This window comes from Pseudomonas sp. FP1154 (genome assembly GCF_030687245.1).
GTDB lineage: Bacteria > Pseudomonadota > Gammaproteobacteria > Pseudomonadales > Pseudomonadaceae > Aquipseudomonas > Aquipseudomonas rhizophila.
Genome location: NZ_CP117465.1, coordinates 4,693,573 through 4,706,039 on the forward strand (window position 1 = coordinate 4,693,573; position 12,467 = coordinate 4,706,039).

The 12,467-nt window shown below is 60.6% G+C and carries 3 protein-coding genes; all 3 read right to left on the bottom strand.

The features are described from left to right. Positions 1-11: 11 nt before the first annotated feature. The 3 genes from PSH91_RS21150 to PSH91_RS21160 are packed head-to-tail and all read right to left on the bottom strand — an operon-like array spanning position 12 to position 12,467. Complete coding sequence (locus PSH91_RS21150) at positions 12-4,781, bottom strand: Ig-like domain-containing protein (RefSeq protein WP_305466672.1); 4,770 nt, start codon at positions 4,779-4,781, stop codon at positions 12-14. Then, the gene (locus PSH91_RS21155) at positions 4,774-8,859 is read right to left on the bottom strand and encodes a neuraminidase-like domain-containing protein (RefSeq protein WP_305466673.1); all 4,086 of its coding nucleotides are present in this window, start codon (positions 8,857-8,859) and stop codon (positions 4,774-4,776) included. The genes PSH91_RS21150 and PSH91_RS21155 overlap by 8 nt, the downstream gene beginning before the upstream one ends. After that, positions 8,856-12,467, bottom strand: coding sequence for a Tc toxin subunit A (locus tag PSH91_RS21160; protein WP_305466674.1), 3,612 nt, complete (start codon positions 12,465-12,467; stop codon positions 8,856-8,858). The genes PSH91_RS21155 and PSH91_RS21160 overlap by 4 nt, the downstream gene beginning before the upstream one ends.

Genomic DNA, 12,467 nt, shown 5'->3' on the forward strand with positions numbered 1-12,467 from the left:
CCCAGCCCACGCTAGCGCTGCCCTTCAACTGAACCGGGTACGAAGAGAAAATGACCGCCGGCAGAGCCAGTGACACCCAGGCAATACACGGAGAAAGCAAATCGGGTATTCAGCGGCAGGTCGACCTTGATATTCCATTCAAGCTGGGATGTAACAGGAACAGGTCGCAACTCATTGGCCGGTGGCGTGAATACCACGCCAGGGTGCGTACAGGCGATCGCACAATCACGCCCTACATCCTCCTCGCGAAACTTCACGCTGATGGTCGCTTCGCTTTTGACAAATCTGTAGGGATACGTTATCGCCCACACATAAGGCAAGCCATCGATCCTCACTTCAGTTCCACGAAGCAGCGCATTGCTTACATCAAACAACCACACCTCGATAAACGTGCTTCCAGCATCACCCGGTCGACTCCAAACAGAAGCCGTCAGCCTGGCAATGCCGGTTTCGGTGTGGTGTTCGCCCTGAATATCGCAATAGGCCACACCGGTAGCGTCAGTCTGGGTAACAACGGTTGGGTGCCCCGTGAAATCCCACGTCACGTCTACGCCGGCCTGAGGAGTTTTGTCGATTCGGTGACGCACCAACACCTGCGCCTTCGTGGATTCGTTAAAAAGAATACCGACCTGAGGAACACTCAGCTCCACCACTTCGTAATCAGGTCTGACAGACCCTCCCGGCAATGGTGGGGACTTCGGCATCCCGCTCATCAGCGGCATATCGAATTGCAGTACAAACGGGTCAATCTGGGTTTCCTGGGTGGAGATAGACCAACTCAACGCAGTACTCCCCGCCTCCATCGCCACCAACTGCCCCAACGGCGGATCGAATATCAAACCCTGTGCTTGTTCGCCCGGCTTATATTCCAGAAGGACTTGCGCATCCGGATCGCCGATCAACCAGCTGTATTCATAATCCAGCGTCAGCGTGCAAACCTCTCCGGGGACCAGATTCAGTTCCACGTCAGGCCACCTTACGGGTTGGCCATTGATGGAGGGGTTGAATTCCTGACGCCAGGTCATGTCATTGGGCAGCAGTTCAAAGGTCAGACCTGCCACCTCCCATCCCGCATAGCCCCCCGTGACAATGGCGTATAGCACCCCCTTCCGCACGCCAGGCAGCCTGAATTGCACCGGGGCTTGCCCATCGGCATTTGTCCGGGTCGGCGCAATCGTGATGTGGGGGTACTCCCACCGCACCTCGACGTCTTCCAAGGGCTCGCCGGTCATGGCCGACACCACGGTCACGAGCGCTGAAACCAGCTCGCCGATATGACCATTGGCTTGGTCGCTGGTGAGCGACTGGATTTCCCGGGGCTGGTGCAAGAAGTACGACAGCGCCACCGATGCCGCGTACGGCCCTTCCCCCACCGTCGCAGTCAACTGCGCCGCGCCAGGCGTGGTGGGCACATAACGCACGCGCGCCACCCCGTAATAATCGGTCACGGTGGTCACTTCCCCCAGGTCATCACCGCGCCAGGTCACGATCACCCCGGCAATCGGCCTGCCACTGATGGAGGAGATCACGGTGACCTGTTCGACCAGTTCCTGCTCCCACTCCAGTATTTGCTGAACCCCGCTATCCCAGCGGATCTCCAGCACTTGCTCGCCCTCGCCCAACGACATCGCGTTCGCCGGGGACAGGCTGGCCAGACGCTGGGACGCCAGGCGCAAGGCAAAGCTGCCGTCCTTCAGATCGCCGGCCTTGAGCGTGAAACGCAAGCCCTCGCTGGGAAACTCGCGAGGCATTCCCAAGGGGTCAGGTAAAAAGCTGATGCCCAGTTCGGTGGGCCCGGTTCCGGTCATGCCAAGCGTTAGCTCACGCTCGAACAAAGGGCTGTTCTCGGAGGCCATCAGCTCAAAAACATGTTCGCCCTTGCGGCGCGGAAAGTAGGTTTTTTCACCCCAGGGTCGCGCGGGCGCGCCATCAAACCGGACCCTCAGCCCCGCCCACGGATCACTTGCCAGCGCCGTGACTTCAAAGGGCCGTTCCTCTTCGTAGCCGTCGTAACGACTGCTCACCGAGGCCTTCACTGCCTGGGTGCCGGCGGCGGCCGGTGCCACGGCAAAACCGGACCAGCCATCGGCGTCGGTGGGTTGCGCGCTTGAACTGCCCGCTGTCCAGGTCACCGGCACCTGATCCACGGCACGTCCGGTGAAGTGGGAAACCACTTGGACCCACAGCCACGCAGGATCCTGCCCGACCACTGGGTCGACCGGCGATTCGCGCCAGCCCTGGATCCTGACTTTGTTATGCGCCAGCGTCATCGGCTTGGCCGTGGCGACGAAGTCCAGCGCAGGCACTGCCCACGCCAGGGCAAACTCGCCCGGTTGTTCACTGGCGGTAAAGTCCAGCGTCCAGATCGCGCCGCCGTCGTTGATCGGTTGCGCAAGATTCAACGCAGGGCGAATCGTTGCACCCAGTTCCTCGGCGGGTGTCCCCGACCACGCCAGCGTTGATTCCAACCCCACCAGCGGGCTCAGCGCATTGGGTAAAACGCTAAAACGATGAAGCGCGCCCAGACACGGATAAAGCGCCTGGGCATCCAGTGCGGCGGTTATCTGGTCGAGTCTCAGGCTGACTTCTTCCGTCAGATTCTCGGACATCAATCGCCCCGTCAGCTCGCGGACGACTGAAACGCTCTCCAGGCGCAACTCCAGCTCAAACAGGCTGCTGGTGCTGCTATTGACCTGTGAGGCGAGCGTCCATTGCGCACCGGCTGCCACCAACTGCTTGGGCGTTCCAAGGTCACTGGGCACCAGCCCGATATCCGGCGCCGTCCCGCGCCAATGCAGACTGATGTTCTTACCGATCCACGAGCTGCCGGAATTGGGCAGCACTTTGAGTGTGTGCGTCTGCCCGCGCCGGCAGAGCACACCGAGTGCATTGCGCTCGACCACCTCGCCATCGAGCAGAATACTGACCTCGTTTTTCCAGGGGCTGGTGGCAATCGCCTTCACCTCAAACGGGCGCTCCACCGACACGGCCTCGCCATGGGCCTTGATACTGGCGATGACCACTTTGTCCCCCGCACTCTGCGGCGTGTACAACACACTGGCCCAACCGCCGATGCCGGTGGTAACGGTGGATAGCGTCTCGCCCCCGGTTTTCCATTCGACCTGGGCATTGATGACCGGATCGCCGTCGCCGCTGGCCACGAAGTGCACCACCTGCACCCGCAACAGCACGCTTTCGTTTTCGTCCACCACGGGAAACTTGTTGGCCTCTCGGACTTCACCCACCCGAACCAGATTGCGCGCCAGCGACATGTTTTTTTTCGGTGAAGGCAGCAACAGTTTCGAACAGGTCAGTTGCAGGTCGAACCGACCGTCAGACCGATCTTCGCTGGTCAAGGTCCAGGCCAGTTCGGCGCCGGTGACCGGCACCGGAGCTTCAAGGGCCGGGCTGACGGCCACCCCCAGTTGCTCGTGGGAATCACCACTCCAATGCAACGACAGCTGCGTCCCCTGCAAGGGGCTGGCGGCGGGCAGTTTCACGTCGAGGGGATACTCCGAGCCGCGGTTGGGGTAACCGGTTTTTTCCTCCCAACGCGACTCAACCCCCTCGACCACCGTCAGCACATCCTTCCACGGATCCGTGGCCAGCACCCGCACCGTCAGGGTTTGAGTCAGCGTGCCAGAGGCGTAGTACAGGCTCTCGACCGACGCCTGGATCTCGACATCACCGGCCTGCGTCGGTTGAAAATCGAAGTAGGCCCAGCCGTCAGTTCGGCTGACGGCAACGCCGGTGACCTGCCCGGTCGTGGAGGTCCAGTTCACGGTGCGGTCGCTCAAGGGTTGCCCGGTGTAATAGGAAGTGACCTGCACCCCCAAACGCACACTTTGGTCGTATTCAAGCACCGGGTAATACGCCGCCTCGAGCACGCCACGAAAGGCCAGCCGATGATGCCCCAGGGACACCTGCACCGGATAAGCATCGGCGGCGTACTGGTTAACCAGGTCCATCGAAAACAGATAGGGACCGTCTTCACCGATCGCCGGGCAGTCCAGGGCCCAGGCCGAATCCAACGGGTGATCCACACCCCACGCCGGGGTCGCGAGCACCGCACCCTGGGGGTTGTCATCGCTGGTCAACGCGGCTTGGGTGCCGGCCCATGCATTGTCCGGATCGGGCCTGAATTCAAGCTGATGAGCCAAGTCACCCGAGGCCCCCAGGCACACGTACAAAGGCCCGGTTGCCGGCAGTGTCTGCTCGTCAAGCTTGAACGCTTGCATCAGCACTGGCTCAAGGTACACCTGGAGGTTGATGCGCGTAATGCGGATGGCCCCGATGTCGTCCTCGGGGGCGTTTCGCGGGCTTTGAATATTCAGCGTGAGGGTGTCTTGAGCGTTGAACGGCAGGTCCAAGGGTACGTTGTAGGCAATAGGTCTGTAATCCAGCGGCTGACCGTCCCTCAGCCGTGCCTGATCCTCCTCCACATCCTGGGCTGCTCCTCGCGGCAACAGGATTTCCTGCTCCTGCGGATGTTTATCGCTGCTAATGACCAGCCTGCCCGGTTCGGTATGCCTCGTCTCGCACAGAAAGGTGAGGACGTAGCGCGCTGGAGCGCCTGGATCCTTGGGCGCCGTCAGCGCCTGACTGACCGAAGCCTCATCGCCGATGGTCAGAAAACTAACGAACTCCTCCTCCCCCTCATACCACTCCTTCCCAGTGCCCAGGTCGCCCGGAATCGGTCCCCGTGTCCAGTGCTCGATCCAGTTTTCGAAGTCGCCATTGAGCACCAGATTTTCATTGGCCAGGATAATCGGCTTATTCATGGCGAGCTGCTCCTTCGGCGGTTGAGTAGGGGGGAGTCAGGCTGATCTGATCTTCGACGGCTCGCACGAACGGTGGCTCGCCGGCCCTGGCCATGTAACGGATGCGCACGATGATGTCCGTCAACGACAGCAGCGTGCTCTTCTGCGGCTCATGGACCGCCCTTGGAAAACTCAACAGCCAGCGTGAAACCACCCCGGTGTTTTCGAAGGGGTTGAGCATGCTGTCATCGGGTTTCATCGCCACCATGCCGTGGTCGCCAAGCCCCATCGACAAGGCGATCTGCTGACCGCTGCGCAGGTTGATCTGCACATCGGAAGGCGCCACGTTACCCACGGGATCATGCAAGTACTTCACCGCTGGAAGGGATGCCTTGGTAGCCGTCATGCTGCTGATCTGAAGCAAGGTGGCACGTACATGTTCATAGGGCCCGATCAGCACAGGCAGGTCGACCTCGACCGAGCTGATTTGCCGGCAGTAATGCCCCGGGTGGTCGCGGTCGAACAGCAATTGAGAGAGTTTGAACTCCAGCGTTCCCTTGGTGCGCAACTGATCCAGGGCGCTCGCCCAACTGCTGTTGGGGGCCTGCGGGTCGCTCGCATCATCGAACAACTGGCGCAAGGAAATGGTCTTGACCAGCTCCAACCGCCGTTCAAAGCGTTGCAGGTACTCGCGCTCCATGCGCATCAAATGCCCGCGCAGGTGTTCGCCTGCCGTCAGACCGTGGCGGTTGTCCAGCCAGACCTGGGGCAAGGGGATCTGCGAATCATAGTCACCGGTTTCGGCACTCAGCGAGGCCTGGGCGCTGAGGCACAGACTGACGACGGCATCGTAGGCCTGGTAATGCAACGCCTTGAACTGACCCAGCAGCCAGCCATACAGCTCGGCATTGGACGCGCGCTTTTTGATGAAGTTGTACACCGTCAAGGCCTGGTTGTTGGCCAGCAGGGTTTGATCCAGCGTGGTTTGAGCGGCGCTCACCGCGTGGGTCTGAGCGGTGATTTGCGCATCGAGCGCACGCACCTCCGCCTGCGCCTGATTACGTTGCAGTAGCCATTCTTCACGGCGACGCCGGTAACTTTCGGTGGTGGCCTGTTTGTCCGCGTCCATTTGCAACACCGACGAAGCAACATCCAGACCGAAACAAACCGCGTCGGCTATTTTCTCGAGACGATGCCCACCGGCGGCCAAACCAAAAATATTGGGCATCGAGGCAATCACGGCGCCCGCGGGTTTGATGCTTGCCGAGGTCAATGCCAGGATTTTGGAAAGCTGCAAGCTCTCCATGACCTCGTATTCGACCTTCGACACGTTTTCGTTGTAGAGATGCTCATAAGCGGTTGCCCGTTCCTCTGCCACCGCCCGGCTTTGCTGCAGCGCAGTCCTGCTCGCCTGGAGCTGAGTGATGTTCTGTTCCTGCACCGTCTGGGCGTAGCTGCCCAGTTCCACCAGATGGTTCTGTTGCAGTTCCTGCTGCTCGGCCTGGTCCCGTTGTTCAAGCAGACGCAGCACCTGGGCGCCGTGATCCTGGAGCGCCTGCACGGCGCGCAATGCCACCTCGAACGTCGTGCGCCAGCGGAAAGCCCCCACCACCAACCGACCGCCCATGGGCCTTGGCGCACCGACACCACCGGCCGCCAGGTCACGCAACAACGCGTTGGGATCGGTGGGTGGGCTGAATAGCGGTGTGTCCAGTGGCTTGCCGTCCAGGGTGAGGTTGTTGCGCAGGTTATGCAGGCGCTGGCCGGGCAAGTCGTACAGCGCGAGCAACTGCTCATTGATCGGAGCCTTGAAAGGCTCGTTGGCCAACAGCCCCAGCAGCGGCGGCGCTTCGGCGGCCGCGGGGAAATCCGCGAGGCTGAACGCCAGGCTTTGCTCGAACTGCTCAAGTGCCGGTCGCGACCTGCTTTTGTTCATCAAGCTGTCTACCGTGTCGGTTTCCCAGCGGTTGACCGTGCGCACCGCCGGTGCCTTGCCCATCAGAAATTCGGCCTGCACGTAACACAGCTTGGCCGCCACCAGGCTGTCACGGGTGAGCTGGCGGTAATACCAGTCGCCCCAGGCCAGCAAGTTCTTGACGTACTCCGAGAACACCAGAATCTGAAAGTGCCGGGGCGCCGAATAGCCGATGGCGTCAGGGTCGGTGGGCGCCTGGGTTTCACAGCCCAGGTTGCCGTTGCTATTCAAAGGGCGGCAGCGCCAATACTTCGGTTTGGGATTCGGGTACTGAGGGTCGTTGGCCGGGTCGGCCGGCGCTTGCGGGTCGAACAGGTAATGCAACCATTTCTGCGCTTCCAGGAAGCGGTCCTCGGTGCGCAAACGTGTGGCCACCAGATGCGGCAGGTGGAAAAACAGCTCCCAGAAAAACAGACCGTTAGCGCCGTCGAAGGCTCCGTTCGGCTCGCTGATCGTTTGGCTTTCCGGGGGCGGCTCCGGCAGAAACTGCGTGTCCCAATCCAGCACCGCCTCGACGGAGATATTCGAGCGCTGCACCAGCTCGGGGCCGAACAGCGAATTCAGGCGGGCGTACTTAAGGGTCAGCTCGGGTTGGTTGAGGGAGAGAAACTGCGCTGCATCGAGGCTGTTCTTGAGCAGTGAGACAGGGGCAAACTTCGTGACGTTGATGATGGTCAGTTCGAATTTATTTCGGCCATATCCACCCGTGGTTGCGGTATGCCCGAACGAAAACGTTGTTGGCTCCGGCCATGAGCCACTCTCACGCTGAAACTCCTGCCATTCGGTACTCCAGCCACCGGCCAAGGGAAAACTTCCCGAAATGGGTGGAGGGTCGTCGGCCGAATTTTGCAACGTCAGGTCAAAGGTGGCCTCTCCGGTCAAACCCGTTGGCCTGCAATAGCCCTGCACAAACAGCTTGTCCATGTCGGTGCTGGCGTCGCGAAATACCACCGCCTGCAGGCTCAGGTACGGTGTCAAACTGCCCGTCCTCTCCACGGAGGTGACCATGGTCGGCTGATTCATCAGCGGATGTTGTACCGTCTCAGCCGTGACAAATCGCTTGAGCGCCGCGTGTTCCAGCCAGCCGCCATCGTCCCAGGCCACGGGGCGGAACAACACGTCACGCACCGCAAACACCTTGAGGGAGTCCTCAGCGTTGGTCAAAAAAACGCCCAGCTTGCCCTTGGGGTTGTAGGGGTCGGCCCACACCGTCGCAATCAACCGGGCGCCTTGGGAAAGGTCGTCGTCATGCACGCTGCTGTGCAGGCTCAGCGGTGCCGACCATCGGCCATTCTGGGCCATGAACGCCACTTTGATGTCCAGCCGGTGCGGCAGGCTTACGTCGTCCTCGTCCACGCTTTCGACCTTGTACTGCCATTCGGCCCACACCAGGCACAGCCGTCCGCTCCAGAACACCGGGCGGATATCCAGTATCGTCACGCCCGTGGGCGTGTCCACCGGCAGCCATTCACTCCAGGCCGCCGGGTTGATGGCCGGGCAAGTGGGAGAGAGCTCGACCTCGGCCTTGCGCCAGAAGTATTGGTAAGGCGGCACCCGCTGGCGACCGACAAAGTAGTAGTCGGCCCGGGCCGGCGAGACGCTGTCCATGTAGCTGCTGAGCACGTCCAGGTTGCAGGTTTGCTCGAACGTTTGCAGGTACTCCTGCAAGGCAACCTGCACCGAATCACTGTTCAAGTGTGCCTGGTTGAGGTTGTTTTCAAGGGTCTTGAACAGGCTGGTCTTGCGCTGCCGCACGAAGGGGTTGATGAAGTTTTCCGGGTAAAGCGCGATCATTTGCAGCGCCGACCAATCCGGGTAGTTGTTGTAGAGCTCCCAGGTGGCCAGGTCCCGCTTGTCGAACTCGTTGTCGGCATAGCCGGGTTCCAGTTTGCGGTAGGCGGCGTGGATGAACTGCTGGGCGCAACTGGTCGCTTCGGCGACCCAGGAGCTTTGCACCGGGTAACTGTCCAGGGGATCCAGGCGCAGCAGTTCGAACAGGTCCGCCGGGGTCCGCAGGAAGTTGTACGGAGGATTCTGACCACTTTTTTCAACGTGCCCGAGGCTGTATTCGATCAGGGCGGTCCGGCGTTTTTCGAGCAAGTCACTCAACGTGTTCAGAGTCATGGTACTTGCTCCTCGCGTTCAAAGATGATGGGCGGGAAATTAGCTAACACGCTACCTTCAGGGGCAACGCTGATCTGGAACTTTCCGCCAGTAGGGCTGGAAACAAATGTTCGGGCCACGCCCTCCTGGTTGGTGTAGCTCTGATCCGGTCGATAAACCACCGTGCCTCCCCCGTCGTCCAAGTCCCTGCTTAACCAGCGCGTCAGATGGTTTTTCGCAATGTTTCCATGGACGTCCTTGATGGTGGCGTAGAGTTCGACTTCCTGACCGGCAGGTACCGCTTCCAGAGGTACCGGTGACATGTACCGTGATGGTATGGCTATGTGTTTAGCATCGATAGTGACCTCGACGGTCGGGGCATACTCGCGCTCAAACAGATCGAGCCAGAATTGCGGCGTGTCCCACCCCGTCACCTTGCCCGGTTTGTACACGGCCTCAACCACGCCGTCGGGTTCCGTAGCCTTGGTTTCAACGGTCCCCAGTTCAGCGCTCCAGTAAACGTTGACGCCGCTCAACGGGTTCCCGTCGCTGTCCATAAGGGTGACGGTGAAGGTGATTGTTTCATCAGTCCCAGCCACCACCGTGGACTTGTCCGGATTGCACGTCACAGTAACGAGCTGCTTCAGATCCCCGGTGAAGGTCACCAACGGCCTATCGGATTCGGACAGGCTCAGCAAGGCATGTTCGGCGGCGGCCTTGTAGGCGGGTTTGTTGATCTCTTCTGGCAGCCCGCCCATCAGGAAAATCGTCAAGGCATCCATGCCGGTGCGCGCCGCCAGCACCCGGACCCGCATCAACAGATCCAGCTGGGGCAGGTTTTTCAGGATTTTTTGCGCAGATTGGAAGCGGCTGACGCACTCGCGCACCTCCTGCACGCTCCAGTCAAAAAACCCGGCCAGCCGGATGGACGCCGCTTGTTCGGCCAGACGCAGTGCATGCCCCCCTATCGGAGAAGGCAGCGCATTGACCTCGCGCAGGTAGTCGAGCAGCGTCTGCGCCGGCTGGTCGCTCAGCTCGAACGCACGGTTGAGGGTGGTCAGGTAATAAAGCGTGCGCACCGTGAACGCGTGCTTGTCGTCCTGGTCCAGCCAGGCTTTATGGCCGTAATCCAGATAGTCGCGCAACACCTCTGCGCTCAGCTCAAGTTTCGCCACCACCGCACTGCGACGGCGCACATCGGCCAGCAGCGCAAGCAATGGGTCAGCCAAGGCGTTGCGTCGCTTCACCGAGCCTTCAAGATGCGAAAGGTCACGTTCGAGCACCAGACGCAGCAACCGGCTCACCGTTGAATTGGCCCACACCAGCACCTCGAGCGCTTGCTCGGAACCGATACCCGTGTAAACAGCCAGGCATTCCTTGACCACCGAGACCTGGGCGTCCCTGGCCTCCAACACCACCGCGAGCAGCCTCTCGACGATAGCGGGGCGCTCCAGTTCATATTGTTCACCGAGGCCGATGGTCACGGCGTAATCAAGCTCTCTTCGCGCAAAGTCCAGGTATTGAGCCTCGGTTCCCGTGCGCGACATCACCAGCCCATCGGACTCGACCAATGTCGTTTGCATCCCCAGCAGCTCCAGCCAACTGGCGCCCGCCATCGCCGGCACACCGCCCATCAGGATCGCCGAGTGGGTGAGCATTGCGCCGGGCAACAGGTTGAGCAACTGCTCAAAAAGCCGACCCTCAGCGTCCCGGGAAGCGTCCAGCGCAGAAGGCGGCGAGACCTGCTGCACCATCCAAAGCACCGGCAGGTCGTGATCGGCACACCAGTCCACACACAATTGCATGGCCTGGATGAGGTTCAGCACATCCGGGCTATCGCTTGTGGTGGAGTTGATCCGGGGCACACCCGCCAAACCGTCGAGCCAAAGCTCCCCACCCAACACCGTCAGCAACAACACGCCTTCGACCGGGGTAATGCCCAACAGCCGGGGCAGCTTCACCATGCGGTAGAAACTGGACACGATCGCCAGGTTACGCGGCAGACTGTCGCCGTCGATGCCATGGGCATTGGCAATCGCCAGGGCCAGGTAGTTGTAGGTCTGCAGGTCGATGCCCAACGCGCTGCACAATTGGCTGACGGTCAGGTCGGGCACCTCAGGTGCCGGCACGATCGGAAACGTTCCGCCGTCGAGCTTCAAGGGGTCACGGTAATCGCCCTGGCCATTGAAGAGCTGATCGAATTGGGACAGTGCTTCACCGCGACCGTAAATCGACAACTCGTCGATAAACACGGCAAAGTCGTTCACCGGGCATTCACAGCGCTCGCGCAAGGACTGAAACAGCCCGAGGGCATGCACGACCTGTTCGGTGATCCACCAGTTATCTGCCGGCGCACCACCGCGCACTTCAGCCTTGATGGCCGCCACCAGCAGCGCATCCACCTGTTCGCTGGGCAGTGCCAGCCATTGATCCAGGCGCAACTTGCGATTCATCCGGTCGAAACGCGCAAGCCCCACGGCGTCGCCTGGGCTCACGGAGAGTTCATGACTAAACGAATCGCCCTCTTCGCTACCGGTAATATGGACAGCGGGGTGGGTATTGGCATTGAGATAAACCGAACCGGAGCGCCCGCTTTCCGGTTCTTCAGGCACCGTTTGCGACGGGTAGGTCACATTGGCCGAACGCGCAGGCGCAAAGCCCCGTACTGACAACAACGCCTCAAGCCCCAGGGTGTCGAGCTTGGTTCGCTCACCGAAGAAAGGCACCTGATCAAGGTCGTCCCACGCCCCCTCCCCAGCCCCGAAGTTCTCCAAATAAAAAGCTGTGCGGTTCGCGCTGGCAACGGGCGGTTCGGTGAGCAACCGCCGCTGATAAGGTCCCAGCCGCGACGCATGGGCCAGGGCCGGGCCCACATCGCTGTACCAGGCCTGGGTCTGGAAAAAATACGGAAAGGACGGGCTCACGCTTTGGGCAAAACTGCCCACCGACAGGCCATGGTGGCGGGCAACGGTGTCCACCGTGACCCAATGCTGGAAGTACGGCAGCCCGTTGGGATAACGCGCCTCGATCATGGCCTGTTCCAGTTCCTCCGGAAGCAGACCGATAAACTTTTCCAGCACCGGGACGATGATGTCCACCGACGACACCGATTGATGCACTGCGTTGAAATCGATGCTCAGCGGCTTCAGGTCTTTGCGCCGGTCATGCAACGGCAACTTGCTTGCGTCGCTTGAAACCGCTTCGATGCGTTGCTCGATCCACCGCATCAACTCAATCAAATACGCCACGGGTGATGCGAAAGACTCCAGGGCCTGGGGTGGGCACAAGCTGTCGAACTGAGGATTGAACAAGAGCTCGAAACTGGGGCCTTGAACCATCGACAGTAAACCACTGCTTGCCCGCCGCTGCTCTTTTGCCGAACCGTACAGGGTGTGCTCGATGAACTGACGCCGCAGGTAAATGGCCATGCTGTTGAGGCGCCGTAACAGCTGACGAGCGTCATCGGCGCTCACGCCAAAGTCCCTCACCAATCCCTGCACGCCCTTTTCCACCAACGTAAAGATCGAACCGCCCTCTTCGAGGTACGTGTGCAGCGTTGCGTAGTGGGTGAGTTGTTGGTCACTGAACACCTGATTTAGCAGCTGTAAAGCGGGGCGGGAGTCAGCCAT